Raw genomic sequence first — 26,123 nt, 5'->3', positions numbered from 1 at the left:
TGCCGCTGCGCCGGCTCAGAACCGGTGTATGCGCGCCGACTCCTCGACCCAATGCCACCCCACGGGGGCGAAGCGCTTCTTCAGGGCGGTGCGCTGGGTCCCGTACGTCCGCAGCGCGGCCTCCACGGCCGAGGGCAGCTCGCACAGATCCTCCGGCACCGGCACGCGCAGCAGCAGGTTCTGCTTGCGGTGGACGAGGAGGAGTTCGCCGGCGGGGGTGCAGGCCATCAGGGCGAAGTGGGTGAGGGCCTTCAGCGCCTTGTCCTGGGTGGACATTACGGCTCGCAGCCGGCCGTCCGCGCTCCAGGCGTAGAGGCCGTACCGGTTCAGGTGGAAGGCCCGCTTCCGGTGCGGGTCGGCGACCACGGAGAAGCAGAAGCCGGTGTAGGGGCTGTCCTTGTAGGGGTCCAGCCCCTCCAGGCGCCCCGTCATCCGGCCGTGGTCGTCCAGCAGGGCGAAGGTGAACGGCGCGCCCCGGTTGCCGGAGCGGTAGATCGGGCTGAAGACCGGGACGACGAACAGGTCGTCGCCGAGCGGTGCCGGCCGGCCGAGCGTGCAGTCGCAGTAGTCGTGGGGGCGCGCGGTGGACGACGAGACCAGCTCGGCCAGGGAGGGCGAGGGCCGGTTGTCCCGGCCGACCGGTGCCTCCCGGAAGCGCACATGTGGCCGCAGATCGGCATCCGTCTGCCGGGAGGCCCGGTTGTCGAGGGAGGCGATGGCCCGCAGCGTGGCCTTGGCACCGGGGATCAGGGTGCTCCCGGGCTCCGAGAGGGCGACGATGTTGGGCCGCGCCCCGGCCCAGTTGCTCAGCCCGTACTCGGACGTGACGCCCAGCAGCCTCCCGGACGGGGTGACGGAGAGGGAGGCGGCGTACGGGTCGCCCGATGCGGTTTCCTCGGCGGAGTAGCCGAAGGGCAGCCGCCATGCCTCCAGAACACGGCTCAGGTCGGCGGAGATCAGGAACGTACTGCCCGGCTTCTCACTGAGCGCCACCGTACCGTCGGGGAGTATCGCCAGGGTCATGTCCCCGGCCTCAGGGATCGCCGAGGGGGAACCGTCCGGATGGGGCTGGGCGAACAGTGCCGTGTCCGAGGGGGAACCGTCCGGCGCGTACCGGCTGATGATGCCGTAGGTGAAGTTCCGTTCGGCGGGGTCGTCCCCGGACGGGATCGACGTCCGATAGCGCCGCGCGCCGTACAGCACGTATGTCTCACCGGATGGGGCGGCCGCGACGTCGAACACCGCGACGCGCAGGCCCTCGGCGGGCTTGGCGGTCAGATCGACGCGGTGGGCCGCCACCATCGAAGCGGGCAGGGTCAGGGGAAAGGTGTGGGCCATGAAGGGAATTGTCCAACGGCCCACTGACAACGCGGAGTGTCAGTCGTCGTGGTCGACGGAAGCCGAGGTGACCTTGCCGGTGGAGGCGTTCACGGTCACGTCGTGCTCGACACCGTTCTTCCCCTGGATCTCGACCTCCCAGGAGACGGCGGAGCGTTCGTGGTCGAGCTCCACGGACGTGACGGTGCCGGGTGCCTTGGCCAGCGCCGCCGTGACGGCGCCGCGGGGGTCCGTCCTGAGCGCCTGGACGGCCTTCAGGTCGGCGCCCTCCCGGTCGTCGTCGGGGTCGGTGCGGTTGCCGAGGACCTCGGCGTTCGCGGCGTCCACGGTCACCTCGTGTTCGGTGCCGTTGTGCGCGAGGGTCTCGACGCTCCAGACCGGGCCGTGTGTGCCGTGGTCGAGTTCGGCGGAGGTGACCGTGCCCGGGGCGGCCTGCCGCCCGGCGTCGACGGCCTGTTGGACGGAGGTCTTCGCGGCCTTGGCCAGTGCGGTGTCGTCGCCGCCGCGATCGCCGCCACCGCCGTGATCGACACCACCGTCGCGATCGTCACTGCCGCCCCGGTCGTCGTGGTCGCCGAATGCGGCCGCCTCGGTGTGCGGGCCGCGGCCGCCGCCGTCCGTGGCGAGGGCGACGCCGGTGGTCACTCCGCCGCCGATCAGCAGGGCTGCGGCGGCGGTGGCGATGGCGATCTTGCGCTTCATGGGGGTTCCTCCCGTACGGCGTCGGTGACCGAGGTGGTCGAAGCGACCGGGCTGGTCGATGGCTCCACCGTGCCGGAGCGATCCTGAAGCCAGGCTGAAGCCACCTGAAGCCGTCTTCAGGTTCGGTTTGGGAGGCTGGTCGCATGCGGTTGCTCATCGTGGAGGACGAGAAGAGGCTCGCGCAGTCCCTGGCCAAGGGGCTGGCGGCCGAAGGGTTCGCCGTCGATGTCGTCCATGACGGCGCCGAGGGCCTGCACCAGGCCACCGAGCACGACTACGACCTGATCGTGCTCGACATCATGCTGCCCGGCATGAACGGCTACCGAGTCTGCGGCGCCTTGCGCGCGGCCGGGGACGACACCCCGGTCCTGATGCTCACCGCCAAGGACGGCGAGTACGACGAGGCCGAGGGCCTCGACACCGGTGCCGACGACTATCTGACCAAGCCCTTCTCCTATGTCGTGCTCCTCGCCCGGATCCGCGCCCTGTTGCGGCGCCATTCCCGCGGCGGGCAGCGCGCGTTGACCGTCGGCGACCTCGTCGTCGACCCGGCGGCCCGGCACGTGACGCGCGGTGCGGCGCCGGTCGAGCTGACCGCCAAGGAGTTCGCCGTACTGGAACAACTCGCCCTGCGGGCCGGGCATGTGGTGTCCAAGGCGGAGATCCTGGAACACGTCTGGGACTTCGCGTACGACGGCGACCCCAACATCGTCGAGGTGTACGTGAGCGCGCTGCGCCGCAAGATCGACGCACCGTTCGGCCGGAAGTCGATCCAGACCGTACGCGGTGCCGGCTACCGGCTCACCCCCGAGAGCGGTCCCCGATGAGACGCCCCTTCCGCTCCGTCCGCGCCCGCACCTCCTTGTTCGCGACCGCCGTCGTCGCCGTGGCCCTGGTCGCCGCGGGAGTCGCCGTGGTGCTGGCGCTGCGCAGCAATCTGACCTCGCAAACGGACCTCCAGGCGGAGGTGGCCGCGCGCCAGGTCGCCTCGCAGCTCGCGACCGGCACACCGTACGGCAGGCTCAAGCTGCCCGACCACGAGGACAACCCCGTGCAGGTGGTCGACGACAACGAGGTGGTGCGCGCGGTGAGCGAGGACCTCCGCGCGATCACCGGCACCGGCACCCGTACGACGAAGGTGACCCCCTCCCCCACCGGGACCACGCCCGGTAGGAGCGACGACGACGGCGACGACCACGACGAGGACGACGTCAAGCCCCCGGCCCGCGGCAAGGTCTCCGGCAAGGCCCACCACTCCACCGGCACCGCGACCGTGGACGACGACACGGCGGACTACCGCTTCGCCGCCGTCGCCGCGACCAGCCCCGCGGGCGAGACCGCCACGGTCTACGCGGGCGCGCCGCTGGCCACCCAGTACGACGCCGTCGGCACCGTGGTCCGCTCGATGCTCATCGGCCTGCCCCTGCTGCTGGCCGTCGTTGCGGGCGTGACCTGGCTCGTCACCCGGCGCGCCCTGCGTCCGGTCGAGGCCATCCGCGGCGAGCTGTCGGCCATCACCGGTGCCGGCGACCTCACCCGTCGCGTGCCCCAACCCGCGTCCCACGACGAAGTGGCCAGGCTGGCGGCAACCACCAACGAGACCCTGGCCGCGCTGGAAGCCTCCGTCGAACAGCAGCGCCGCTTCGTCGCCGACGCCTCCCACGAACTGCGCAGCCCCATCGCCTCCCTGCGCACCCAGCTCGAAGTCGCCGCCGCCCACCCCGAACTGCTGGACCTGGACGGCGCGGTGGCCGATACCGTGCGGCTTCAGCACCTGGCGGCCGATCTGCTCCTGCTCGCCCGGCTCGACGCGGAAGAGCAACCGCAGGGCACCTCCGTCGCCCTGGACGACCTGGTACGCGAGGAGGTGGCGCGGCGCACGGACGCCCTCCCCGCCGACGTACGCATCGCCGGCCCGGCACGGGTGCGGGGCAGCAGCAGACAACTCGCCCGCGTCCTGGGAAACCTGCTGGACAATGCCCAGCGGCACGCCGCCGGCACGGTCTTTGTGGCACTGCGCACCGAGGGGGCGGACGCGGTGCTAGAGGTCGCCGACGACGGTCCGGGCGTGCCGTCCGCCGAACGGGAGCGCATCTTCGAACGGTTCGTGCGCCTCGACGACGCCCGCAGCCGCGACGACGGCGGCGCCGGCCTCGGCCTGGCCATCGCCCGCGACGTCGTACGGAGGCACGGCGGTGACATCGCCGTACGCCAACCCCCCGGCGGAGGGGCCGTGTTCCAGGTGCGGCTGCCCGCTGATTTTCCTTGACGCGGGCAGCTCAGGCGTCTCCGGGAAGCAGGTGCTGGTTCACCTGGCGGAAGGTCCACTTGCCGTGGGCGTGTGTGAAGACCCAGACCAGGTCGAAGCGGTCCGGCCACTCACCGGGTACACCGGTGCCGGATGCGCCGAGGGCATCGACGATGGCCGGAATACGGGAGTGCTCCCAGCAGATCAGCACCGGTGCGGGGGCGGCGACCGCGGCCTTCGCCAGGGCCGCTTCCTGGGACTCGGCGAAGGTCAAGTCGAGCTTGATGCCCAGCTGTTGGGCCAGCGGCGTCACGGTCTGCCGCATACGGTGGCCCCCGGACAGCGGGCCCTTGTCGGTGGCGGCGTAGAGGGTCTTGGGGCGCATCAGACCGGGGACGGGGGCCCGGCCCTTCGGCGGGTCGAACAGCTTCGGCAGTGCCCGGGCCCGGGCCCACCCGCGCCGGGTGAGGGAGTGGGGGTCCTTGTGGCCGTGTTCGTCGTAGCCGGGGTGGCTTTTGTCGGGCTTCTCGCCGTGGCGGATGATCATGACCGTGGTGGTGGCCTGGGAACGCGCCAGGTGGAGGGGGTCGGAGGAGCCCTTGCGGCCGCAGCCCGCGAGTGCCACGGGCGCCGCCGCCAGTCCGGCCAGTAGCCGGCGTCGGCTCACCGACGGTATACGGCCTTCCGTTTGCTGTTCCGTCATGCGGAATCCCCGTCCTGTACGTCGGAATGGCTGACCAGTGCGCGGCGCAGCGTACTACCTGTTCCTGAAGGCGCCCTTAAAACGCCGTTCACAAGAGGCCACCCGCAAGATCCGGCGGTCACTGACTCGGGGGAGGTTCCCGCGATTGCGCCGCGCGGTGCGCCCGGCGTTTGTGAGCCTGTCGACATGCGTGTCTTGCTGATCGAGGACGACGACAGGGTGGCCGGACCGTTGATGGAAGGACTGCGCCGCTTCGGATTCACCGTGGAACACGCCCGGACCGGCGGCGCCGGCCTGTCCGCCCCGGAGCCCGCGATGGTGCTGCTGGACCTGGGGCTCCCCGATATGGACGGCCTCGACGTCTGCCGGGCCCTGCGCGCCCGGTCCCCGGTGCCGATCATCATGATCACCGCCAGGGACGACGAGGTCGACCGGGTGCTCGGCCTGGAACTGGGCGCCGACGACTATCTGTCCAAGCCGTTCGGCGTACGGGAACTGGTGGCCCGGATCCGCGCCGTGACCCGCCGTGCCCGGCCCACGGTCCCCGCTGGGGGCGATACGGAGCCGGGCCCCGCAGGCGGCTCGGGCGTCCAGCAGATCGGTCCGCTGACCATCGACCGCCGCACCCGCCAGGTCCGTCTGAACCGCTCGCCGATCGCCCTGGCGCCCAAAGAGTTCGACCTGCTGCTCTGCCTCGCCGAGGACCCCGGAGCCGTCTGCTCCCGCCAGCAGATCCTCGATACGGCCTGGGAACCGAACTACTTCGGCCCGACCAAGACCCTGGACGTCCACATCGCCGCGCTGCGCCGCAAACTCGGCGACTCCTCGTGGATCGAGAACATCCGCGGCATCGGCTTCCGTCTGGTCCCACCGGCCGATCGCGACGGCGCCGTCTCCCCCACGCCCACCGAGCGGGGCGGAGGCCCCTGGTGACCCGTCGCCTCCTGCCCAGCTACCTCAACCGCCGCGGATGTCAGCCCAGGACCCCGGTCAAGGAACGGGCGAGGACGGTGTCGAAGCGGTCGCGGGGGGTGTCGTCGTCGGGCGGGAGAGCGGCGAGCAGGGCGGTGATACGGGGGTGATGCCCTGCGGCGGCCACGTGGCGGAGGTAGGCGGCTCGGCGCGTGGCGCCGGTGTCCGCGGCAGCCGTCTCGTTCTCGACGAACAGCGCGGTCAGGCCGCTGAGGAGGGCGAATGCCTCGACCTTGCGGGCGGGGTCTGCCGGGTGGTCGGCGAGCACGTCGAGCACGTGCTCCAGCAGGTCGATGCCGTGTGGGCCGAGGGCGGGGCGGCCCATGACCATGGCCGGCAGCCACGGATGGCGACGCATGATCTGCCGGCCCTGGCGGGCGACGGCAAGCAGGTCCCCCAGCCAGTCGCCGCTGGGCGCGGGCAGCTGGTATTCGCCTGCGGCGCTGTCGGTCATCAGGTCGAGCAGGTCGTCGCGGGTGGCCACGTAACGGTAGAGCGAGGCGGCGCCGGTGCCCAGGACCGAGGCGATACGACGCATGGAGACGGCCTCCAGCCCTTCGCGGTCGGCCAGTTCCACCGCGGCAGCGGTGATCTCGGCGCGGCTGCGCTCCGCCGGGCGTCCGACCGGTGCCCGCTCCGGCCGCATCCAGATCACCGGTTCCTGCTGTCCTGCCACTGCTTCCTCCCGCGTTGCCACCTCCCGCATTGCCGCCAGCCTATCCATCGCATACGGTGTTCGCGAACGCCGTTTGCGAATGATCGAAGGGGAGAGGCTTGAGCGTGATGACGCACTACGCGCACAACGGAGCGATACGGATCGCCTTCGAGGACCTCGGCGGCGCGGGCGGCGACCCGCTGCTGCTGGTCATGGGCCTCGGCACCTCACGGTTCTGGTGGCCGGACGGGCTGGTGGACGAGCTGGTGCGCCGCGGCTTCCACGTCGCGGCCTACGACCAGCGCGACGCCGGCCAATCCAGCCACCTGCCGGACCGGAGCATCGGTCCGCCGATCAAGGCCCTGCTGCGCCGCGCGGCCCCGGCCTACAGCTCCGAGGACCTCACCGACGACGCGGTCGCCGTTCTCGACGCTCTCGGCTGGGAGCGCGCCCACCTCTTCGGTCACTCGCTGGGAGGGCTCGTGGCGCAGCGCACCGCGATCCGCCACCCGAACCGCGCGCTGAGCCTCACCACCTCCTCCGCCGTGCCCAGCGACGCCAAGGGCCTGAGCATCCTGCGCTATCTGCGCCTGGCGCCCGTGGCGCGCTTCGCTCGGCTGCACCACCCCGAGACCCCGCACGGCGATATGGCCCTGGCCGTGGCGGTCGCCCGCCTCCTGGCCGCACCCGGCCAGGCCGTCGATGAGCGCGATGTGCGCGAGTTCGTGGACAAGGAGGCCGCGCACCAGGTCTCCAGCTTCCGCGACGACAAGGCCCAAGCCCGCCAGATCGGCGCGAAGTGGAGCGGCGGGGCGCTCGCCCGGATCGCCGCGCCGACCCTGGTACTGCACGGCGAGGGCGACCCGCTGCTGCGCGTGGCGGCCGCGCACGACATCGCCGCCGCCGTCGCAGGCGCCCGGCTGCGCACCCTGCCCGGCGTCGGCCACTTCCTCACCCGCGACGCCTGGAGCACCTATGCCGGCCAGCTGCGCGCGCTCGCCGACCGGGCCCACGAGCAACCTTCCGTCAACTCCCCCGCAGCCGGGGCTCCTTGACCACCCGCCTCGTGGTGCGGGTGGTGCCCGCGGAGCACGTCACCGAGCGGAACCGGTCGCCGACCTCGGCGACCCAGAAAGCGTCGGCCACCGTGTACGCCTGAACGCTCAGGCTGCGCCGCCACCCGCGGAAGGACGCCTCGACCACATCGGCGTCGGGGGGCAACTGCCCCCACGCCAGCGACCAGCATCTCTCCGAACGGCCGCTGTGGCGGCCGCCCCTGAGCGGGGAGACGCTGAGCGTGCCCACGACGGACACATCGATGAGCCCGGCCGGGCTGTGCACCTCCAGGGCCGGCCGGTCCGCGGAGCCCCGCGCGATGCGCAGTGACCAGCCACTGAGGGGGAGCCGCAGTTCGCCTGGCTCAACGGCGGTGAGGGTGCTGAGGCCCGTACAGGAGCGCCCTTCCGGCATAAGGACATCACCGCTTTCCACTGCGACTCTGAGGTTCGACGCCTCGGCATATGACGTCTCTGAAGCTCGACGGTCAGGAGCGTACGGGCGCTCTTTGTGGATTTCTTGTGCGCAGGGGGCGGCCGCCGAGGGGGCGTTGGCCGCACGGCGAGGCGGCCCCCGGCTGGAGAGTCCAGCCGGGGGGCCCGCCGTGAGCCGGGCGGTCGGCCGAGGTCAGCGACCCAGGTCGGCCGGGGCCTGCGGGAGGCTGAAGGTCTTCACGGTCTTGCCGTCGTGCTTGTAGACGACCTTGGGCGTGGCGTCGGCCTGCGCCGCGGGCTTCGGGAAGACCAGCGTGTACGTCCCGTTCGTGTCCATGTGGCTCTCCACCGGGCCGCGGTGGTTCTGGCTCAGCGAACCCGTGACGCCGTGCTCGGGATCCGAGATGGTGACCTTTTTGCCGAAGCCGTCCAGCTTGAGGGTGTCGCCGTTATCGACCTTGACCTCCTTGGTGTAGTCCGTCGGCATGGCGAACGCGGCACCGGCCGGGAGGGCAACGGCGGCGCCGGCTATCGCGACGGTGAGGCCGGTGCGCAGCCCCTTGTGCTTGATGCGACGGGCACGGGTGATGGCTTGCTTGGGCATGACTGCTCCTTCGCGGATGCGTGGGATGGCCGAGAGTGATCGGCCCGGTATGGGGCCGAGAAGCACCCATGCCCGGAAAGTTAGGCAACGCCCGTTTCAGTCGCCCCAAGATCGTGTATCAGCGACATCTCGATCACCGAAAGGGATCGTGACAATCGCCGGAGGAAGGCTCTGACCTGCACAGTTACCCAGAGTAATGGATCCGTACGGGCCTGCCAGCCCCGTACGGCCCGTCGTCGGCTACGTAGCGGGCTTGGTGAGCAGGAGCTCCGTGTTGTGGTCGGCCGCGGCGCCCATGCGGGCGGCGGGGGTGGCGTAGGGGTCGTTGTAGGCCAGCTCGCGGTAGAGGGCGGCCAGGCCCGGGTCGGAGGTGTCGGTGAAATCGGTCCGGTACGGGGCGGCGGACTCGATGAGCGTGGTGAACAGCGACAGCGTCCCGTCCCGGTTGTCGGCGACCTCGATGATCCGGGCGTGGTGCGGGTAGTCGACGTGGGAGGCGGTGTTGATCTCCCAAAAGGCCCGCTCGGGGACGGCGTGGCCGTGCGCGGTGATCTGGTTGGTGTGGGTGTGGCCGTTGACCCAGGCCACCACGTTCGGGAAGCGCTGAAGCAGGGCCACCAGCTCGTCGCCGCCGTGGCGGCCCTCGAACGGGTGGTACGGGTCGGGGAGCAGGTTGCCCATCGTGCTGCTGGTGTGGTGGCTGAAGAGGACGACGAGACGGCCGTCGGAGCCGCCGCGCACCAGGTTGCCGTCGGCGTCGTACCAGCGGCCGGAGTGCGCCTTGAGGACCGATTCCAGCCAGGTCAGCTGGCCGGTGCCGAGCGAGCCGTCCGCGAAACCGGCACGGTTGGTGGTGTCGAGGCTGATACCGAGGACGCCGTCCGAGAGGTCGAAGGTGTAGTAGAGGTGCCCGCTGCTGACGGTGTCCTGGGTGAAGCCGTGACCCGCGGGGCCGGGGCCGGTGTACGCGGGGTTGAGGTGCGCCTGGGCGAACTCGGTGGGGGTGAACGGGTGGCGCCGCTCGTCGGGGGTGACCGTGCGGATCGCACCGCCGCCGGTCAGCAACTTGCTCAGCAGGACGACGGCCTGGCCCGGGTCGTGCAGCACCGCGTCGGCCAGCCGTGCAGCGGTCGCGTCGTCGCAGCCCTCCACCTTGCGCGAGCCGGTGTAGAGGTCGTTCAGCAGGCCGAGGTCGGGCAGGCTGCCCTCGATGCTGTCGTCGTGGTTGCCGACCGTGGTGTACCAGGGAACGCGCAGGCCGGGTGCGTCGAAGGGGCGTATCGCGCCGCCGAGGAAGCCGGGTATATGAGGCAGACCTTTGGCCTTGTAGGCGTCCTGGAGGGACGATTCGGGGTTCCAGTACTGCGCGCTTCCCGAGTTCTGCACGCCTTCGTAGCGCGCGAGGTCGCCGCTGTTCGGGGTGATCCGGCCGCCGCTCATGACGCTCAGATACCAGTCGAGTTCGAGCCGCTCGTGGTTGTCGGTGTTGTCACCGGTCGCCATCACCATGCTGAACGGGAGGCCGGTGTACGGGCCTTGGCGCACCTGGTTGACCCGCTCGACCAGCGAGGAGGCGCCCCGCACGGTCAGCGCCTCCTGCGGCCGGTGTGCGCTGTCGTTGAACCGCGCCAGGTACTCGAACCGCACCGGCGACTCGGTGTCCGTCAGATGCAGGTCGGTGAACTGCACGAAGGAGGCGAGCCCGGTACGCCGGTCGTCCCGCCCGGATGCCGCGCCGGCCAGCTCGGCGCGCACGACCAGCGGCCAGCCCGGCCCGGCCACCAGCCGCTTGTACGGCCCGTCGCCGGTCGGCGTCGCGGCCTGTTCGAGGGTCGTTCCGGCCGTCCGCACCGCCCGTGCCGCCGTGAGCGCCAGGGCCCGCTCCTGCGCCGAGGCCCGCCCGGGCGTGAACCCCTGCCACAGCGCGGCCCCCGCCACCGCCCCGGATATCCCCGACACAAACCGCCGACGGCCCATCCCGCTCATGAAGTCCCCTTCTCCATGGCGGCACTTCGTTGTCAAGCCCGCCTGCCGGGCGCGTCCGCCGCGCTCACCCTACTGATGAGTAGGCAGGTGTCCAGAAAGAATAGGGAAACTCTGCGGGAACAGGCGTCAACCGGCTCAGGCCATAGGGCAGTTGGCCCGAGCGCCACACACTCCGCACACCCCTCCGGAACACCACTTTGAGTGAATGCGCACTTCATAGCGTCACAGACAATATGACTCATCCGAGTGATCGCCCATGGGTGCCGTACCGTCGCGGCACATACGTCGCCACCTGCGCCGACCGGCCTCCCGCTACGCCATGTACCGCATGCACACCGCACGCAGCGCGCCTTTGACCCGGCGACGACGACGCCACTCTCACGCCATGACGAACCCTCAAGATCCCTCGCCTGCAACCGAATCGGCTCCCACCCGACGGACCTTCACCACCGCATCCGCCGCCTCCCTCGCCGCCGCCGGTCTGCCCGTCTGGCCCGTCGCTCCCGCGGCCACGGCCGCCACCCCGAAGGCGCCGGTACTGGTGTCGGCCGACGATGACGACCGCGCGCGCACCGTCGCCCGCGCCATCATGGTCATGGACAAGAGCAACAAACCGCTCAAGGCGGACTACGTACACATCCTGCGCACCAAGAAGCTGCCGCGCTCCGGCGGCAAGCCCCAGCGCGTCCTGATCGTCGGTGCAGGGCCCGCGGGGATGCTCGCCGCCTTTCTGCTCAAGCGGTCCGGGCATTCCGTCACGGTGCTGGAGGCCAACGCCAACCGGGCCGGGGGTCGTATCAAGACCTTCCGGACGGGCGGCCATGAGAAGGCGGAGCAGCCTTTCTCCGATCCCCGGCTGCACGCCGAGGCGGGTGCGATGCGGCTGCCGGAGAGCCACGCGATGCTGATGGCGCTCATCGACGAGCTGAAGATCAAGAAGCTGGACTTCCGCCTGGTCGGGGAGGATTCGCACGCCGGGTCGGGGAGCGGGAAGCCGCGGGACAACGCGTGGATCGTGGTCAACGGCGTCCGGATGCGCCGCTCCGCGTACGCGGCCGATCCCCGCCCCGTCAACCGCAGTTTCGGGGTGCAGGAGGAGTATCTGGACACCGCGGCTCGCGACATCCTGGACGCGGCCATCAAGGACGTCCGCGAGGAGTTCAGCGTCTTCAGGAACGGTAAGTGGCGGGACAAGGAGCCGTCCGAGGCGCTGGAGGGCTGGGTACGCATCATCCGGCAGTACGGGGACTGGTCGATGCAGCGGTTCCTGTCCGAGAAGGCCAAGCTCACGCAGCGCACCATCAACCTGATCGGCACCCTGGAGGACATGACCTCCCGGCTGTCGCTGTCCTTCCTGCACAGCTTTCTGGACGCGGTGCTGATCAACCCCGGTACCAGGTTCTACGAGTTGGAGGGCGGCACCGCCACGCTGGCCGACGGGATGCTGGAGAACGTCAGGGACGACGTGCACTTCGGCCGCCGCGTCACCCGGATCGAATACTTCGACCCGGATGCCCAGCGCCTCGGCCAGAGCGATGCCACCCATGTGTCGAAGGAGGGCCCGCGGGTATGGGTGGACACCGTCTCCGAAGACGGTGCCGATCCGGACCGCCGGTCGTACACCGGTGATGTCGCCATCGTCACCGCGCCGTTCTCCGGTCTGCGGCAGATGCAGATCCTGCCCGCCCTCTCCTACGGCAAGCGGCGGGCCATCGTGGAGCTGCACTACGACGCGGCCACCAAGGTGCTGCTGGAGTTCAGCCGCCGCTGGTGGGAGTTCGACGAAGACCAGTGGCGGACCGAGTTGGAGCGCATCCGGCCGGGCCTGCACGACGACTTCCGGGCCGGCAAGGCGCCCGACGACGGCTCCCTGCTGGGCAAGCACCCGTCGGTCCCGGGCGGGCACATCTCCCGGGCCCAGCGAGTCCACTACGCGGCCAACCGCTGGATCACCCGCGACCAGCCGCCGGCCGTCGGCGTGCGGGGCGGCGGCTCCGTCTCCGACAACGCCAACCGGTTCGTGTTCCACCCCTCCAACCCCATCGACGACTGCCGGGGCGGCGTGGTCCTGGCCTCCTACACCTGGGCCGATGACGCGATGCGCTGGGACTCCCTCGACGACGAGGCCCGCTATCCCCACGCCCTGCGCGGCCTCCAGGAGGTCTACGGGCAGCGCATCGAGGTGTTCTACACCGGCGCCGGCCGGACCCAGAGCTGGCTGTGCAACCCCTACTCCAACGGCGAGGCATCCGTACTGCTGCCGGGCCAGCACACCGGTCTGTTCCCGGACGTCGGTACCCGGGAGGGACCGCTGTACTTCGCCGGCGACCACACGTCCCTCAAGCCCGCGTGGATCGAGGGGGCGCTGGAGTCCGGCGTGCGCGCGGCCCTGGAGGTCCACCTGGGCGCGTGACCCTTCCGGGGGTCGGACGGGCGACGGGGTCCCGGTCCGCACCGTACGGTGACGGCGATTCAGACCAGCGGTTGCGCCGCCCCCGGGTACCGCTCGCGCCAGCGTGCGTACACGGGGCTGTCGGCGCAGGTGTCCAGGTAGCCGTCGCGCACCCGCCGCAGGATCGTCGCACCGTGCCGGGCCAGCGGGCCGTCGCGGTGCCAGGCCAGCACATGGCGGTACCACAGCGGGTTTCCGGTCAGCGGGCGGACGGCGACGCCGGGGACCTCGATGAAGGTGGCCTGGCACAGGCTCACCGCCAGCCCCGCGCGGACGATCTCGATGAGCTGCCGCCCCTCGGCCTCGTACGGAATACGGGGGTGCCGGTCGGCCAGGCTGAAGACCGACGACCAGTACTCCCGCGTGCGGTCGCTGTCCGGCCGGGGCGCGGCCCAGTCCTCGTCGGCCAGCCGGGCCAGGCCGACCTCTTCCTGGCCGGCCAGGGGATGGGTCGCGGGCAGCAGCGCGAAGACGGGCTCGGTGACGAGCGGGTGCAGGAGGACCCCGTCCCGGGGCGGTGGCTCCTGGCCGGGGTGGTCGCCGAGGACGGCGGCTTCCAGTCGGCCGGCGCCGAGGTCGTCCAGCAGCGGGGCGGGGGCGTACTGACAGCGGGCCGTCGCCTCCGCGTCGGGCAGCAACTCCCGTACGGCAAGGAGGAGATGGCCGAGAAGCGGGGCGCCGACGGAGCCGATGCGCAGACGGGTGGGGGCGGTGGCGCGCCGGACGGCCCGGTCGGTGTCGGCGAGGAGTTGGTCGACGCCCGGCAGGACGGCATGTGCCCGGGAGAGGACGAGTTCGCCGAGCGGGGTGGGCGTGGCCCCGGCGCGCCGACGGTCGAACAGCGTGCCGCCCAGGAGCCTTTCGATCCGCCGGAGCTGGGCGCTCAGGCCCGGCTGGGTCATCCGCAGTGCCGCGGCGGCCCTGGTCAGGCTGCCGGCTTCGGCGATGGCGCACACCACCCGCAGGTGCCGTATCTCCAGATCCATGGCGCGGATGTTATGGACCTGCGGGAGCTTCCCGGCAGGGCGTCACACCCCTCAGCCTTATGTGAAATGTCACACCCTACGCACTCCCTCTGCACACCCTACGCACGTGGAGGTTCCCCGGCCATGAGATTCCGAGCCATGAAATTCCCGGCCGTATCCCCCGGGAGGCGAGCGGCGCTGCTGTCCGCGGCGGTCGCCGGTCCGCTGTTGGTCCTCGCCGGGATGACATACGCCACGGCCTCCCCCGTATCCCCGCAGGCGTCCCCCAAGTCCCGCGCCATATCCGCGCCGTCCTCCTCCCGGCACGGCGCCGCCGACTGTGCGCTGCCGGGCGCCACCGGGTGGACGGACGAGGGCCACGACACCGACCGCTCCGTCTTCCAGCGGCCCACCGGGACCATCAAGGCCGCCATGATCTTCGTGGACTTCCCGGACGCCCCCGCCACCGAGTCCCCCGCCCACGACGCGGCACAGGTCACGCCCGGCGCGAACTGGGTGTGGCAGGCGTCGTACGGCAAGGCGTGGCTGGCCATCACCCAGTACCGGCAGTGGGTGCGGATGCCCCACAACTCGACGGACTACCACTTCCAGCGCGGCTTCAGCCATGAGGCGCACGAGGCGTACATCAGGGACGCGGTGGCCGCCGCGGACCGGCAGGTGGACTTCTCCCGGTACGACATGGTGTACGTGATGCCGACCAAGAACGCCTCGGCCATCTCCTTCACACCGACGTACATCTACGAGCCGGGCACGGCCGGCGTGGTCGCCGACGGCAAGCGCATCAAGTGGTCCGTCACCTTCGGCCAGGACATGTGGCACTGGGGGCCCAAACTGGTCGGCCACGAGACCGCGCACACCTTCGGGCTGCCCGACCTCTACGCCTTCGACGCCGGCACCGACGCCCACCGCTTCGTGGGCGGCTGGGATGTCATGGGCCTGATCAGTGGCGCCGGGCCGCAGTACTTCGGCTGGGAGTCGTGGAAACTCGGCTGGACCGGCGACAACCAGGTCGCCTGCCGCGCCTCGGCGGGCAGCGACACCGTCCGCCTCAGCCCCGTCGAGTACGGCGGCGGCACCAAGATGGCCGTGATCCGCACCGGCCCCACGTCTGCCTACGTGGTCGAATCCCGGCGCCCGGTCCGGGCGGACACGGGCCTGTGCGCGACCGGCGCCCTCGTCTACAAGGTCGACTCGTCCGTGAAAACCGGCGAGGGCCCCATCCGGGTGATGGACGCCCGACCCGACGCCCCACCGGCAAGTGGCTGCCGGCCCCTGGACGACGCGCCGTACCAGGCCGGTGAGTCGTTCACGGATCCCGGCGCGGGGGTGCGGATCGATGTGCTGCGCTCGGACGGCGCCGGGGACACGGTGCGGGTCACCAAGTCTTAGGTCCGGGTCCGTTCCGCGATCCAGCCTGCCATTGCCCGTATGCCTAGGGGGATGGCGCGCTCGTCCGGGGCGAAGTCAGGGTAGTGCGGGTAGCTGGTGGTGAGGGATGCGCCGGGGGCACGGACGCCGAGGAAGGTGAACGTGCCGGGGACGCGCTCCAGGTAGAGGGCGAAGTCCTCGCCGCTGAAGGGCGGGAAGGCGGCATGGAGCTCGGTCACCGCATCCCGGCCGAGTGCGCGCCGCAGATGGTGGGCGAGCACACGGGCGTCGCGTTCGGGGCAGACCATGGCCGGGAAGGGCTCGGCGGGAAAGCTCACCCCGGCTCCCGCGTAGGAGGCGGCCAGGTGGCGAATGTCCTCGCGTACCTCCAGGTAGCGCTCCTGCGGCCAGCAACGGTAGGACACACTCACCGTGACCTCCGCTGCTCGGGCCCGGACAGCCACGTACCGGGCCAGCGGCCCGTGGGGCGTCCGGGCCTCGGCGACCAACCGCTCCAGGTCCGCGGGCGTCTGTGGCAGTGCCACCGTGGCGAGCGCGCCGATCTCGGCGGCCAGTCGCCGCGCGGCATCGGGCGCGGCCGGCCCGGAGAGCGTCACCTCGGCCTTGTCCTGGCCCGGCAACCCGAAGCCCCCGGTGACGGCGAACTGGCCGACGGGGAACGGCCCGCAGTGCAGCGCGTGGATCTCCTCCACGCCAGTGCGCTCCAGCACGCCCGCGTCGATCACTGCTTGGGCGCCGGACAAGGACTCCTCGGCAGGCTGGAAGAGGAAGACCACCGTTCCGCTCAGTTGCTGCCGCAGCCGCGCCAGGACCCGCGCGACGCCGAGCGCCACCGTGATGTGGATGTCGTGTCCGCAGACGTGGGCCGCCGCCGGGCCTCCCCCGACGATGTCCTTGGGCGGCACCGCGTCCATGTCCGCCCGGTACGCGACGGTCCGGCCCGGACGCGCGCCCCGCAGGACGCCGACGACGCCGTGGCCGCCCACCCCCGTGGTGACGCTCAGCCCGGCCGCCCGCAGCTCCCGGGCCACCACACCGGCCGTGCGCCGCTCCTGACCAGGCGCCTCGGGGTGCCGGTGGATGTCCCGCCGCAGTGCGACCAGCCCCCGCTCCAGACGCGCCACCTCGGCGTCCACCACCCGTTGCGCCACGGGCCGTCCCCACCCGAAGGCGGCGGCCCTGCCCGCCGCTCCCCACACGATTGCCGCACCGGCTCCCGCCGCGCCGACCAGCAGCGTGCGGCGCGCGAGAGCGCGCTCCATGGGACGATCCACGGTTCCCCCTTGGTGATCCTTCAAGTGGCCTGCGTTCCTACGACAAGAGTGCCGACGGCACATGCCGTTGACCATCGGGTGGGCCACCATGTGAGGGTGAGGACAACCCCATCACGAGGACCACCTTCGGCTCCGGTGACCGCGTCCCGTTCCGCCTCAGCCCGCCTCCGGAAAGTGGCAGGCCACCCGCCGTGCCGCCCCGGGCGCCGAGGGCTTCAGGGCCGGAAGTTCGGTCCGGCAGACGGTCTGGGCCTTGGGGCAGCGGGGGTGGAACGGGCACCCGGGCGGGGGTGTTGCCGGGCTGGGCGGGTCGCCGGGCAGGGTGATCCGTTCGCGGGTGCGCTCGGCGACCGGATCGGGCAGGGGGACGGCGGACAGCAGGGCCCGGGTGTAGGGGTGGGCGGGGGCCGCGTACACCCGCTCCTTCGGGCCGGTCTCGACGATGCGACCCAGGTACATGACGGCGACCCGGTCGCAGACCCGCTTGACCACCGACAGGTCGTGCGCGATGAAGAGATAGGCCAGGCCGAGCTCGCGTTGCAGATCCGCCATCAGATTCACGATCTGCGCCTGTACGGAGACGTCGAGCGCCGAGACCGGCTCGTCCGCGACGATCAGGCGGGGGCGCGTGGCCAGGGCGCGGGCGATGCCGATGCGTTGGGCCTGTCCGCCGGAGAAGGCGTGCGGATAGCGGTCGAGGTGTTCGGGGATCAGCCCGACGAGGTCCATCAGTTCGGCGGCCCTGCGGCGCGCCTCGTCGGCCGGAGTGCCCTGTGCCAGCAGCGGGTCGGCGATGATCCTGGCGACGGTCTGGCGGGGATTGAGGGAGGCGTGGGGGTCCTGGAAGACCATCTGGACGTGGCGGCGCAGCGGGCGCAGTGCGCGCTGGGTGAGGTGGCCGATGTCGCGGCCCTCGAAGGTGATCGATCCGCTCGTCGGCTCCAGGAGGCGGACGATCGCGCGGCCGGTGGTGGACTTGCCGCAGCCCGACTCGCCGACCAGGCCCAGGGTTTCCCCCGCCGCGATGTCGAAGCCGACACCGTCGACGGCCCGGATGGGCGCGCTGCGGCCCCGTTTGCCCGGGTAGGTCACGGTCAGGTCGTGTACGGACAGCAGCGGGGCCGCGTCGTGGTGCGGTGCACGGGGTGCCGGGGGCGGGGACGCGGATGAGGACGGGGATGTGCGGGTCGTCGTCATGGTGTGGCCTTTCCGAGCGGCAGATGGCAGGCCACCGCGTGGTCGCCGGAGCGGGTCAGGCGGGGGCGGAGCCGGGTGCAGCGCTCGCGGGTGTCCGTGTCGGCCGCCGCCGCGCGCGGACAGCGGGGCGCGAAGGCGCAGCCGGGCGCGGGGGTGAGCAGCGAGGGCGGGCTGCCGGGGATGGCGCGCAGTGGGACGTCGTCGGTGTCGTCGAGGCGGGGGAGGGAGTCGAGCAGGCCGCGGGTGTAGGGGTGGGCCGGAGCGGCGAACAGGGTTTCCACCGGGGCCTGTTCGGCCGCCAGGCCGCCGTACATGACCAGCACCTCGTGCGCGACCCGGGCGACCACGCCGAGGTCGTGGGTGATCAGGACGACGGCGAGGGAGCGTTCCTGCTGGATCCGGGCGATCAGCTCCAGGATCTGGGCCTGGACGGTGACGTCCAGCGCGGTGGTCGGTTCGTCCGCGAGGAGCAGATCGGGCTCGCAGGCGAGCGCCATGGCGATCATCACGCGCTGCCGCATACCGCCGGAGAACTGGTGCGGGTACTCCCCCGCCCGGCGTGCCGCCTCCGGGATGCCGACCTCGGCGAGCATCTCCACGGCCCGTCGACGGGCCGCGGCACGGCGCGAGCCGAAGTGCACCCGGTGGTGCTCGGCGATCTGCTCGCCGACCGTGTAGTAGGGGTGCAGGCTGGAGAGCGGGTCCTGGAAGACCATCGCCATCCGTCGGCCGCGCAGCCGGTTCAGCTCGCGTTCGGCGAGTCCGGTCAGTTCGGTGCCGTCCAGGGTGACGGATCCGGTGACCTCGGCGCCGGTGTGCAGGCCCATCACGGCCATCGAGGTGACGGACTTGCCGGAGCCGGACTCGCCGACGATGCCGAGCGTCCGGCCGCGGCCGACGTCGAAGGAGAGGCGGTCGACGGCGCGGACCGGGCCCTCCGGGGTGGGGAAGGTGACCGTCAAGTCCCTTACGGAGAGGAGGGGTTCGGAATCGGTGGCGTTGGCGTTGGCGTTGGCTTCGACGCTGACGTCCGGACGGGGCTCGCTGGCCATCACAGCCTCACTCGCGGATCGACAACGGCATACAGCAGATCGACCGCCAGGTTGGCGACGACGATGAACGTGGCGGCGAGCAGGGTCACCCCGAGGATCACCGGCTGGTCGCCGCTGGAGAGGGCGCCGTAGAAGAGCTGTCCGATGCCCGGGAGGCCGAAGATGGACTCGGTGATCACCGCGCCGGCGAGCAGCCCGCCCAGGTCCATGCCGAACAGGGTGAGGATCGGGGTCATGCCGGTCCGCAGCCCGTGTTTGACGACGACGGTGCGGCGCGGCAGGCCCTTGGCGCGCGCGGTGCGGATGTACGGCTCCGCCATCGCCTCGATCATCGAACTGCGGCTCTGCCGCGCGTACATGGCCGCGTACAGGACGGCCAGTGCCAGCCAGGGCAGCAGCAGGTTCGACGCCCAGCGGGCGGGATCGTCGCCGAAGGGCACATAGCTCGGATACGGGAGCAGGCCGGCCACCCGGATGAGGCCGTAGATCAGCATCATCGAGGTGAAGTACACCGGCAGCGAGGCGGCGCCGACCGCACCGACCATCAGCACGCGGTCGGTGAGGGTGTCCTTGCGCAGGGCCGCGGCCACCCCGGCGCTCAGGCCGAGCACCAGCCACAGCACCGCCGCGCCCAGGGCGAGCGAGGCGGAGACCGGCAGCCGGTTCATCAGGAGGTCCCAGACGGCCTCGCTGTTCTCGTACGAGTAGCCCAGGCACGGGACGTGGCAGCGCAGGGCGTAGTGGCCGCTGCCCAGGGTGCGGCCGGTGAAGATGCCGGAGAGGAAGTCCCAGAACTGTCGCCACAGGGGCTGGTCGAGGCCCATGTGGGCGCGGATCGCCGCCAGGCGCTCGGCGCTGCACGATTTGCCGCAGGCCGCGGCGGCGGGGTCGGAGGGCAGCACGTAGAAGATGAGGAAGGTGACGGCGGCGACGGCGACGAGCACACCGATGACGGCGGCGAGGCGGCGCAGGGTGTAGAGGATCATGCGCGGCCTCCTCTCGGGTCGAGGACGTCGCGCAGGGCGTCGCCGAGGAGCGTGAAGGCCAGCACGGTCAGGAACAGGCAGGCGCTGGGGATGACGAAGTACATCGGGTCGGTGTCGTAGAAGGCGACGCTCGCGGCGATCATCTGGCCCCAGGAGGGAGTGGGCGGCCGCACGCCGACGCCGAGGTAGCTCAGCGCCGCCTCGGTGGCGATCATGCCGGGGATGATCAGGGTGGTGTAGGCGATGACGGGTCCCGCGACGCCGGGGAGGATGTCACGGGTGAGGATCCGCCAGGGCCCGGAGCCGCCGACCCGGGCCGCGTCGACGTACTCGCGGTGTTTGAGCGAGAGGGTCTGGCCGCGCACCACACGGGCGATACCGGGCCAGCCGAACAGGCCGATGACGGCGGTCATCAGCAGGATCCGGTTGACGTCCCGGGCCACCGACATCATCGCGATCATGAAGATGAGGGACGGGAAGGACATGGTGAGGTCCATCAGGCGGGACAGCACCGCGTCGGTCCGGCCGCCGAAGTAGCCGGCCGCGATCCCGGTCACCGTCCCGGCGACCACGACGATCGCGGTGGCGCTGAGCGCGATGAGCAGGGAGACCTGGGCGCCGTGCACGACGCGGGCGAACAGGTCGCGTCCGGTGACCGGTTCGACGCCCAGCCAGTGCGTGCCGGAGATCCCGCCGAGCGGCCCGATGGGCATACCGCCCAGGTACGGATCGACGGCGGACTTGTCGAAGGCGTCGGGCGACCGGCCGCCGAGCGCGCTCAGCAGCGGGGCGGCGGCCGCCATGACGAGAAAAAGCCCGATGACGACCAGGGAGACGGTGACGGAGGCCCGGCGGCGCAGCTCACGGCGGACCAGCCGCCAGGGGCTGCTGGGCAGTACGGGCCCGGCACCCGTTTCCGGGTTCGTGTGCGGGTTCGTGTGCGGGTTCGCGTCCGGGGCGGGCGCGGGTGGGGGCGCGGGTGGGGAAGCGGACATGACGAGGTGGCTTCCCTTCAACTCTGGCTCTTGGAGGGGTCCTTGAGACCTACGGTGGCGTAGTCGAGCTGGCCGCCGTAGGAGGTCTGGCCGTAGGCGCCGGCGATGTTGCCGCCGACGACGAGGGGCCAGCGGCGCACCAGGACCGGGACGGCCGGTGCCTTTTCGAGGATCTCGCCGTCGAGCCGCTGCCACGCCTCGTTGGCCCGCCGGGCGTCCGTCATCGCGGCGATCTCGTCCATCCGCCGCATGGTCGGCCGGTCGCGGAAGAGGGAGTGGTTGCCCGTGTTGCCCTTCTCCTTGATGTAGCGGCCGTCGAAGACGAAGGGGAGGAAGGTCGAGCCGGAGGCGTAGTCGGGGCACCAGCCGGTGTAGACCAGGGCGGTGCGGTTCTTGGTGTCGCCGATGGTGGCGTAGAACGCCGACGGGTCGACGGCGTTGATGGTGACCTTGATGCCCGCCTTGGCCAGGGACTCCTGGATGGCCTCGGCGCGGCCCTTGTCGCCGGAGGAGACGGTGATCTCGGTGGCGAAGCCGTCCGGTTTGCCCGCCTCCTTGAGCAGCCGACGGGCTTTGGCGGGGTTGCCGGTGGCGGGGATCTTGAGGGTGTCGGGTTGTCTGCCGCCGAAGAGTGCGGCGGGCATGTACGCGGTGGACGGGTCGTTGAAGGCCGGTCCGCCGGACGCGGTCAGGATCGCGTCCTTGTCGAGGGCGTACTGCACCGCCTGACGTACCGTCACATTGTTGAACGGTGCCCGCCCGGTGTCCATCTGGACCATGTCCGTGCAGTTCGTCGACTCGGCGAGCAGCCGCCGCCTGGCCTCGGCGTTCGACAGGACCTTGGCGGCGCTTTCCGGGCGCAGCGCGTACCAGGGGACGGCGGAGGCGTCCGCGCCCTGGTCGGCGATCATCCGGTCGTCGATCTGGTTGGGTTTGAGCCCCATCACCACGACCAGCCGGTCCGGGTACGCCTTGCGTACCGCGTCGGTCCTGGGATCCCAGTACGGGTTGCGGACCAGGACGAGCCGTGTGCCCCGCTCGTACGAGGCGACCTTGTACGGGCCCGAGGAGAACGGCCGGTTGTCGTAGCGCGGCCCCGTGTCCCGCTTCTGGGGCACCGGTGCGAAGGTCGGCATGACGGCGGCGTTGGGGAACTCGGCGAACGGCTTGCGGAGTTCGAAGACGAGGGTGTGGTCGTCGGGCGTCTTGACGGAGTCGAGGTGCTTGCCGTCGGCCGGGCCCTTGTAGCCGTCGGCGCCGGCGAGATAGCGGGCCGCGTAGTCGGAGCCGCCGGGCAGGTCGGGCGAGAAGGACCGCTCGACGTTGTACTTGATGTCCTGCGCGGTGACGGGTGTGCCGTCCTCGTAGCGGACGCCGTTCTTCAGGTGGAAGGTCCAGGTCCTGGCGCCGTTCGAGGGGGTGCCGAGATCGGTGGCGAGGTCGGGGACGAGCCTGCCGCCCTTGGCGCCGGGCGCGGCCCGGTACGACACCAGGGTGCGGTAGAGCAGCCGGGTGCCGAAGTCCATGTCGTTCATGACCCAGTTGCGGGCGGGGTCGAGATGGGTGAAGTCCTGGTTGGACAGGACGGTGAGGGTGCCGCCCCGTTTCGGGGTGCCGCCGATGGCGGCGCCCTGGTGGGCGAGGGCGGGGTTCCTGCCGCGGCCGTCCGCGGAGTTGCCGCCGGAGCAGCCGGCCGCGCCGAGGGCGAGGGCCGTCGTCAGCGAGACGGCGACGGCGGTGGAGGTGCGCTTGTTCATCAGGGGTCACTCCGTCAACAGTCGGACAGCCGCGGGCGGCTGGAAAGTGAGCCAGGAGCCTGGAACGCGAGCTGTAAAATAGTAATGTGAAATTGCACTGCACAAGGGGCCGCGCACAAGGGAGTTGAGGTCGCGCCCGGAGATCCGGGCCCGGAGATCTCTCGACGCGCCGATCTCTTGGCACCGCCAGTGCAATGTGAAATATTACTGACGTGACCACGAGACACTCTTCGGATCTCCTCGTCGTCGGCGCGGGCGTGGTCGGCGCCGCCTGTGCCTACTACGCCGCCCGGCGCGGCCTGGACGTCACCGTGATCGACCGCGGCCCCGTCGCCGGCGGCACCACCGGCGCCGGCGAAGGCAACCTCCTGGTCTCCGACAAGGAGCCCGGCCCCGAACTCGAACTGGCCCAGCTGTCCACGACGTTGTGGCACGAGCTGAGCGACGCGCTCCCGCGGGATATCGAGTACGAGGCCAAGGGCGGTCTCGTCGTCGCCTCCGGCGCGGAGGACCTGGCCGCGCTGCGGACGTTCGCCGCGCGGCAGGCGGCGGCCGGTGTCACGGCGGAAACGGTGCCGGGCGACCGGCTCGGCGACCTGGAGCCGCATCTGGCCCCCGGCCTCGCCGGCGGCGTCCACTATCCGCAGGACGCCCAGGTACAGCCCGCGCTGGCCGCCGCCCACCTGCTGCGCGCGGCGGGCGGCCGGGTGCGGCTGCGGCTCGGCGAGCCCGTCACCGGGATCCTCACCGCGACGGACGGTCGGGTGCGGGGGGTGCGTACGCCCTCCGGTGAACTGCACGCCCCGTGCGTGGTGAACGCGGCGGGGACCTGGGGCGGCGAACTGGCCGGGCTCGCCGGCGTAGCGCTGCCGGTGCGTCCGCGGCGGGGCTTCGTCCTGGTCACCGAGCCACTGCCGCGCGTGGTGCGGCGCAAGGTGTACTCGGCCGACTATGTCGCCGATGTCGCCAGCGGATCGGCCGCGCTCCAGACCTCCGCCGTCGTCGAGGGCACCCCGGCCGGACCGGTCCTGATCGGCGCGAGCCGGGAGCGCGTCGGCTTCGACCGCACGCTGTCCGTGGAGGCGCTGCGCCGCCTCGCGGCCCAGGCGGTGCGGCTCTTCCCCGTACTCGGCACGGTGCGGGCCCTGCGCACCTACGCCGGGTTCCGCCCCTACCTGCCCGACCACCTGCCCGCGATCGGCCGCGACCCGCGGCGGCCGGGACTGCTGCACGCCTGTGGCCACGAGGGGGCGGGCATCGGTCTCGCCCCGGCCACCGGGCAGATCGTCGCCGCACTGGCAGCGGAGGACGAACCGCCCCTGGACGTCCGCCCGTTCCGTCCCGAACGGTTCGGCGACGGTGCGGCGTGCTGACACCCCGGTGGCCGATGCCACCCCGCCCCGAAGGGAGCCGCGCCATGGCGCGTGACCGCAGCCCCGCCGCACTCGTCGGCGCGGCGACCGACGACGCATTCGAGATCACCTTCGACGGGCGGCCGGTCACCGCGCTGCCCGGCCAGTCCGTCGCCGCCGCACTCTGGGCCGCGGGCATCCTCGCCTGGCGCCGCACCCGCGTCGGCGGCCGCCCGCGCGGCGCGTTCTGCGGTATCGGCCAGTGCTACGACTGCCTGGCCACCGTCAACGGCCGGCCCAACCGGCGGGCCTGTCTGCTCCCGGCCCGGCCCGGCGACACCGTCACCACCCAGGAGGGACACGGCCATGCCGAACTCGGCGTCTGATGCACCGGGTAGCGGTACGGGAGACGGGGCGGAGTGCGGGCCGGAGTACGACCTCGCGGTGATCGGCGCGGGCCCCGCGGGACTCGCGGGCGCCGTGGCCGCATCCGAACTCGGCCTGTCCGTCGCCCTCCTGGACGCCTCCGGTCAACCCGGCGGCCAGTACTACCGGCACCCCTCCCCCGCCCTCGGCGCCACCCGACCCGAGGCCCTGCACCACAACTGGCCCGCCTTCGCCGATCTGCTCCGCCGCCTGGCCGCCACCGAGGTGAGCCATCTCGCCGGACACCACGTCTGGACGGTCGTACCGGCGGCGGACGCGGCGGGAGCGTGGGATGTGCATGCGGTCACCGGTGCGGACGGCGACGGTGACCGCCCGGTCCGGGTACGGGCCCGCGCGGTACTGCTGGCGACCGGCGCATACGAGCGTCAACTGCCCTTTTCCGGCTGGACCTTGCCAGGCGTGATGGGCGCCGGTGGTGCGCAGGCGATGCTCAAGTCCGGGCTGGTCCTGCCGGGCAGGAGGGTGGTCGTGGCGGGCAGCGGCCCGCTGCTGCTCGCCGTCGCCGCATCGCTCGCCGCGGCCGGGGCCCGCGTCCCCGCGGTGGTCGAGGCGTCGGACTACCTCGGTTACGCCCGCCGTCCCGGCGCCCTGCTGTCCCAGCCAGACAAGCTGGTGGAGGCCGCGGTCCACGGCGCGGCGCTGCTGCGGCACCGCGTACGGCTGCGGACCCGAAGCGCGGTGACCCAGGTGCACGGCTCGGACCGGGTGGAGGCCGTGACGGTCTCCCGGCTCGACCGTCGGTGGCGGCCGGTACGGGGGTCCGGCCGCCGGATCGCCTGTGAGGCGCTGGCGGTCGGGCACGGCCTGGTCCCGCAGCTCGAACTGGCCGTCGGGCTCGGCTGCACGACGCGGCGCACCGTGGACGGAACCCAGGCCCTCGCCCTCGGCGCCCTTCAAGAGACCTCGGTATCAGGAGTGTGGGCCGCGGGCGAGACCGGCGGCGTCGGCGGCGTTCAACTGGCCTTGACAGAGGGCGAGTTGGCGGGACTCGCCATCGCCGCCCGGCTGCGCGGACGGGCGGTGGCCGGCGAGAACCGGAGGGTGCGGGAGCTGCGGCGCCGCCGTGCACGCCTACGCGCCTTCGCCGACGCGATGGCCGCCGTCCACGCCCCCGGGCCCGGATGGCCCCAGTGGTTGGACGACGCGACGGAGGTATGCCGTTGCGAGGAGGTCACCGCGGGCCGGATCCGCGAGGCGGTCGCCGACTACGGCGCCCGGGACGCCCGTACCGTCAAACTCCTCACCCGCGCCGGCATGGGCTGGTGCCAGGGCCGCATGTGCGGGGCGGCCGTGGCCTGCCTGGCCGCACCCGCACAGGCCGCGCAGCCGGAGCCGCCCCCGGAGCGCCGGCCGCTGGCGGTACCCCTTCGGCTGGGGGCGCTGGCCGCCCTCAACGAACCGGACTCCCCCGGTGCGGCCGGGGCCGGGCTGGGGCCGACTGACTGACGGACGGACGGACGACACCCCACCCGATCACCCCATTCCCCCTCACCCACTTCACGCCCCTTCATGCCCACCCCCTTCACGCCCACCCACTT

At 71.9% G+C, this 26,123-nt stretch carries 23 protein-coding genes; 9 read left to right on the top strand and 14 right to left on the bottom strand.

Going from position 1 to position 26,123, the window contains the following annotated elements; all coding sequences use genetic code 11:
* Positions 1–15 precede the first annotated feature (15 nt).
* Entirely contained in the window at positions 16–1,338 is a 1,323-nt protein-coding gene (locus tag B1H19_RS33710) for a hypothetical protein (protein WP_083108682.1), read from the bottom strand.
* 39 nt (positions 1,339–1,377) lie between these two features.
* Positions 1,378–2,040: a PepSY domain-containing protein gene (locus B1H19_RS33705; RefSeq protein WP_083108681.1), complete on the bottom strand. Its 663-nt coding sequence runs from the start codon at positions 2,038–2,040 to the stop codon at positions 1,378–1,380.
* Positions 2,041–2,183: 143 nt separating this feature from the next.
* Here B1H19_RS33705 and B1H19_RS33700 point away from each other — a divergent pair, with 143 nt between their 5' ends.
* A complete protein-coding gene (locus tag B1H19_RS33700; protein WP_083108680.1) occupies positions 2,184–2,867 on the top strand; it encodes a response regulator transcription factor in 684 nt (227 codons plus the stop codon).
* Positions 2,864–4,309 carry a sensor histidine kinase gene (locus B1H19_RS33695; protein WP_083108679.1) on the top strand — a complete coding sequence of 482 codons (1,446 nt, stop codon included), beginning with the start codon at positions 2,864–2,866 and terminating at the stop codon, positions 4,307–4,309. The genes B1H19_RS33700 and B1H19_RS33695 overlap by 4 nt, the downstream gene beginning before the upstream one ends.
* A gap of 10 nt (positions 4,310–4,319) precedes the next feature.
* Here the strand turns inward: B1H19_RS33695 and B1H19_RS33690 are convergent, their stop codons facing one another.
* Positions 4,320–4,991, bottom strand: coding sequence for a histidine phosphatase family protein (locus B1H19_RS33690; protein ID WP_083108678.1), 672 nt, complete (start codon positions 4,989–4,991; stop codon positions 4,320–4,322).
* A 186-nt stretch (positions 4,992–5,177) separates the two neighbouring features.
* On the opposite strand from B1H19_RS33690, the gene B1H19_RS33685 reads away from it, so the two are divergent.
* Positions 5,178–5,924, top strand: a complete 747-nt coding sequence (locus B1H19_RS33685) for a response regulator transcription factor (protein ID WP_083108677.1) — start codon at positions 5,178–5,180, stop codon at positions 5,922–5,924.
* 40 nt (positions 5,925–5,964) lie between these two features.
* On the opposite strand, the gene B1H19_RS33680 is transcribed toward B1H19_RS33685, so the two are convergent.
* Positions 5,965–6,639, bottom strand: coding sequence for a TetR/AcrR family transcriptional regulator (locus B1H19_RS33680; protein WP_083108676.1), 675 nt, complete (start codon positions 6,637–6,639; stop codon positions 5,965–5,967).
* Between the two features lie 107 nt (positions 6,640–6,746).
* On the opposite strand from B1H19_RS33680, the gene B1H19_RS33675 reads away from it, so the two are divergent.
* Entirely contained in the window at positions 6,747–7,673 is a 927-nt protein-coding gene (locus tag B1H19_RS33675) for an alpha/beta fold hydrolase (protein WP_083108675.1), read from the top strand.
* Here the strand turns inward: B1H19_RS33675 and B1H19_RS33670 are convergent.
* The 3 genes from B1H19_RS33670 to B1H19_RS33660 form a co-directional block, all read right to left on the bottom strand.
* Positions 7,645–8,088, bottom strand: a complete 444-nt coding sequence (locus B1H19_RS33670; protein ID WP_083108674.1) for a hypothetical protein — start codon at positions 8,086–8,088, stop codon at positions 7,645–7,647. The two genes, B1H19_RS33675 and B1H19_RS33670, sit on opposite strands and share 29 nt — an antisense overlap.
* A 213-nt stretch (positions 8,089–8,301) precedes the next feature.
* Complete coding sequence (locus B1H19_RS33665) at positions 8,302–8,712, bottom strand: hypothetical protein (RefSeq protein WP_083108673.1); 411 nt, start codon at positions 8,710–8,712, stop codon at positions 8,302–8,304.
* 240 nt (positions 8,713–8,952) lie between these two features.
* Positions 8,953–10,698, bottom strand: a complete 1,746-nt coding sequence (locus B1H19_RS33660) for a TIGR03767 family metallophosphoesterase (RefSeq protein ID WP_083108672.1) — start codon at positions 10,696–10,698, stop codon at positions 8,953–8,955.
* Positions 10,699–11,083: 385 nt separating this feature from the next.
* Between B1H19_RS33660 and B1H19_RS33655 the strand changes: the two genes are divergently transcribed.
* Positions 11,084–13,111 (top strand): flavin monoamine oxidase family protein, encoded by a 2,028-nt coding sequence (locus tag B1H19_RS33655; RefSeq protein ID WP_083108671.1) that lies wholly within the window; start codon positions 11,084–11,086, stop codon positions 13,109–13,111.
* A 59-nt stretch (positions 13,112–13,170) separates the two neighbouring features.
* On the opposite strand, the gene B1H19_RS33650 is transcribed toward B1H19_RS33655, so the two are convergent.
* Complete coding sequence (locus B1H19_RS33650) at positions 13,171–14,136, bottom strand: LysR family transcriptional regulator (protein ID WP_083108670.1); 966 nt, start codon at positions 14,134–14,136, stop codon at positions 13,171–13,173.
* A gap of 123 nt (positions 14,137–14,259) precedes the next feature.
* Here B1H19_RS33650 and B1H19_RS33645 point away from each other — a divergent pair, with 123 nt between their 5' ends.
* Positions 14,260–15,525, top strand: a complete 1,266-nt coding sequence (locus B1H19_RS33645; RefSeq protein WP_237289655.1) for a M6 family metalloprotease domain-containing protein — start codon at positions 14,260–14,262, stop codon at positions 15,523–15,525.
* Here the strand turns inward: B1H19_RS33645 and B1H19_RS33640 are convergent.
* The 6 genes from B1H19_RS33640 to B1H19_RS33615 form a co-directional block, all read right to left on the bottom strand.
* On the bottom strand, positions 15,522–16,787 hold the full coding sequence (locus B1H19_RS33640) for a M20 metallopeptidase family protein (RefSeq protein ID WP_083108668.1): 1,266 nt from the start codon (positions 16,785–16,787) through the stop codon (positions 15,522–15,524). The genes B1H19_RS33645 and B1H19_RS33640 overlap by 4 nt on opposite strands.
* A gap of 168 nt (positions 16,788–16,955) precedes the next feature.
* Entirely contained in the window at positions 16,956–17,996 is a 1,041-nt protein-coding gene (locus B1H19_RS33635; RefSeq protein WP_083108667.1) for an ABC transporter ATP-binding protein, read from the bottom strand.
* Entirely contained in the window at positions 17,993–19,048 is a 1,056-nt protein-coding gene (locus B1H19_RS33630) for an ABC transporter ATP-binding protein (RefSeq protein WP_083108666.1), read from the bottom strand. Before B1H19_RS33630 ends, B1H19_RS33635 begins: the two co-directional genes overlap by 4 nt.
* On the bottom strand, positions 19,048–20,034 hold the full coding sequence (locus tag B1H19_RS33625) for an ABC transporter permease (protein WP_083108665.1): 987 nt from the start codon (positions 20,032–20,034) through the stop codon (positions 19,048–19,050). Before B1H19_RS33625 ends, B1H19_RS33630 begins: the two co-directional genes overlap by 1 nt.
* A complete protein-coding gene (locus tag B1H19_RS33620) occupies positions 20,031–21,029 on the bottom strand; it encodes an ABC transporter permease (RefSeq protein WP_083108664.1) in 999 nt (332 codons plus the stop codon). The genes B1H19_RS33625 and B1H19_RS33620 overlap by 4 nt, the downstream gene beginning before the upstream one ends.
* Positions 21,030–21,046: 17 nt before the next feature.
* Positions 21,047–22,786 carry an ABC transporter substrate-binding protein gene (locus B1H19_RS33615; RefSeq protein ID WP_083108663.1) on the bottom strand — a complete coding sequence of 580 codons (1,740 nt, stop codon included), beginning with the start codon at positions 22,784–22,786 and terminating at the stop codon, positions 21,047–21,049.
* Positions 22,787–22,998: 212 nt separating this feature from the next.
* Here B1H19_RS33615 and B1H19_RS33610 point away from each other — a divergent pair, with 212 nt between their 5' ends.
* From B1H19_RS33610 to B1H19_RS33600, 3 genes are read left to right on the top strand one after another with little or no spacing between them, the layout of a single operon-like run.
* Positions 22,999–24,159 carry an NAD(P)/FAD-dependent oxidoreductase gene (locus B1H19_RS33610; RefSeq protein ID WP_083108662.1) on the top strand — a complete coding sequence of 387 codons (1,161 nt, stop codon included), beginning with the start codon at positions 22,999–23,001 and terminating at the stop codon, positions 24,157–24,159.
* A gap of 44 nt (positions 24,160–24,203) precedes the next feature.
* Positions 24,204–24,524 (top strand): (2Fe-2S)-binding protein, encoded by a 321-nt coding sequence (locus tag B1H19_RS33605; RefSeq protein WP_083108661.1) that lies wholly within the window; start codon positions 24,204–24,206, stop codon positions 24,522–24,524.
* Positions 24,505–26,031: an NAD(P)/FAD-dependent oxidoreductase gene (locus B1H19_RS33600; protein WP_083108660.1), complete on the top strand. Its 1,527-nt coding sequence runs from the start codon at positions 24,505–24,507 to the stop codon at positions 26,029–26,031. The genes B1H19_RS33605 and B1H19_RS33600 overlap by 20 nt, the downstream gene beginning before the upstream one ends.
* Positions 26,032–26,123 lie beyond the last annotated feature (92 nt).

The sequence above is a fragment of the Streptomyces gilvosporeus genome, from assembly GCF_002082195.1.
Lineage (GTDB): Bacteria > Actinomycetota > Actinomycetes > Streptomycetales > Streptomycetaceae > Streptomyces > Streptomyces gilvosporeus.
The sequence above is the reverse complement of the archived record's forward strand: the minus strand, read 5'-3'. Positions and strand labels throughout refer to the sequence as shown.

What these genes read in the sequence shown, in the direction of transcription:
- B1H19_RS33690 (WP_083108678.1), bottom strand. Translation starts at nt 4,991, where the DNA reads ATGACGGAACAGCAAACGGAAGGCCGTATACCGTCGGTGAGCCGACGC.
- B1H19_RS33665 (WP_083108673.1), bottom strand. Translation starts at nt 8,712, where the DNA reads ATGCCCAAGCAAGCCATCACCCGTGCCCGTCGCATCAAGCACAAGGGG.
- B1H19_RS33615 (WP_083108663.1), bottom strand. Translation starts at nt 22,786, where the DNA reads ATGAACAAGCGCACCTCCACCGCCGTCGCCGTCTCGCTGACGACGGCC.
- B1H19_RS33675 (WP_083108675.1), top strand. Translation starts at nt 6,747, where the DNA reads ATGACGCACTACGCGCACAACGGAGCGATACGGATCGCCTTCGAGGAC.
- B1H19_RS33620 (WP_083108664.1), bottom strand. Translation starts at nt 21,029, where the DNA reads ATGTCCGCTTCCCCACCCGCGCCCCCACCCGCGCCCGCCCCGGACGCG.
- B1H19_RS33710 (WP_083108682.1), bottom strand. Translation starts at nt 1,338, where the DNA reads ATGGCCCACACCTTTCCCCTGACCCTGCCCGCTTCGATGGTGGCGGCC.
- B1H19_RS33635 (WP_083108667.1), bottom strand. Translation starts at nt 17,996, where the DNA reads ATGACGACGACCCGCACATCCCCGTCCTCATCCGCGTCCCCGCCCCCG.
- B1H19_RS33705 (WP_083108681.1), bottom strand. Translation starts at nt 2,040, where the DNA reads ATGAAGCGCAAGATCGCCATCGCCACCGCCGCCGCAGCCCTGCTGATC.
- B1H19_RS33655 (WP_083108671.1), top strand. Translation starts at nt 11,084, where the DNA reads ATGACGAACCCTCAAGATCCCTCGCCTGCAACCGAATCGGCTCCCACC.
- B1H19_RS33630 (WP_083108666.1), bottom strand. Translation starts at nt 19,048, where the DNA reads ATGGCCAGCGAGCCCCGTCCGGACGTCAGCGTCGAAGCCAACGCCAAC.
- B1H19_RS33625 (WP_083108665.1), bottom strand. Translation starts at nt 20,034, where the DNA reads ATGATCCTCTACACCCTGCGCCGCCTCGCCGCCGTCATCGGTGTGCTC.
- B1H19_RS33660 (WP_083108672.1), bottom strand. Translation starts at nt 10,698, where the DNA reads ATGAGCGGGATGGGCCGTCGGCGGTTTGTGTCGGGGATATCCGGGGCG.
- B1H19_RS33700 (WP_083108680.1), top strand. Translation starts at nt 2,184, where the DNA reads ATGCGGTTGCTCATCGTGGAGGACGAGAAGAGGCTCGCGCAGTCCCTG.
- B1H19_RS33645 (WP_237289655.1), top strand. Translation starts at nt 14,260, where the DNA reads ATGAGATTCCGAGCCATGAAATTCCCGGCCGTATCCCCCGGGAGGCGA.
- B1H19_RS33640 (WP_083108668.1), bottom strand. Translation starts at nt 16,787, where the DNA reads ATGGAGCGCGCTCTCGCGCGCCGCACGCTGCTGGTCGGCGCGGCGGGA.
- B1H19_RS33605 (WP_083108661.1), top strand. Translation starts at nt 24,204, where the DNA reads ATGGCGCGTGACCGCAGCCCCGCCGCACTCGTCGGCGCGGCGACCGAC.
- B1H19_RS33670 (WP_083108674.1), bottom strand. Translation starts at nt 8,088, where the DNA reads ATGCCGGAAGGGCGCTCCTGTACGGGCCTCAGCACCCTCACCGCCGTT.
- B1H19_RS33685 (WP_083108677.1), top strand. Translation starts at nt 5,178, where the DNA reads ATGCGTGTCTTGCTGATCGAGGACGACGACAGGGTGGCCGGACCGTTG.
- B1H19_RS33650 (WP_083108670.1), bottom strand. Translation starts at nt 14,136, where the DNA reads ATGGATCTGGAGATACGGCACCTGCGGGTGGTGTGCGCCATCGCCGAA.
- B1H19_RS33695 (WP_083108679.1), top strand. Translation starts at nt 2,864, where the DNA reads ATGAGACGCCCCTTCCGCTCCGTCCGCGCCCGCACCTCCTTGTTCGCG.
- B1H19_RS33600 (WP_083108660.1), top strand. Translation starts at nt 24,505, where the DNA reads ATGCCGAACTCGGCGTCTGATGCACCGGGTAGCGGTACGGGAGACGGG.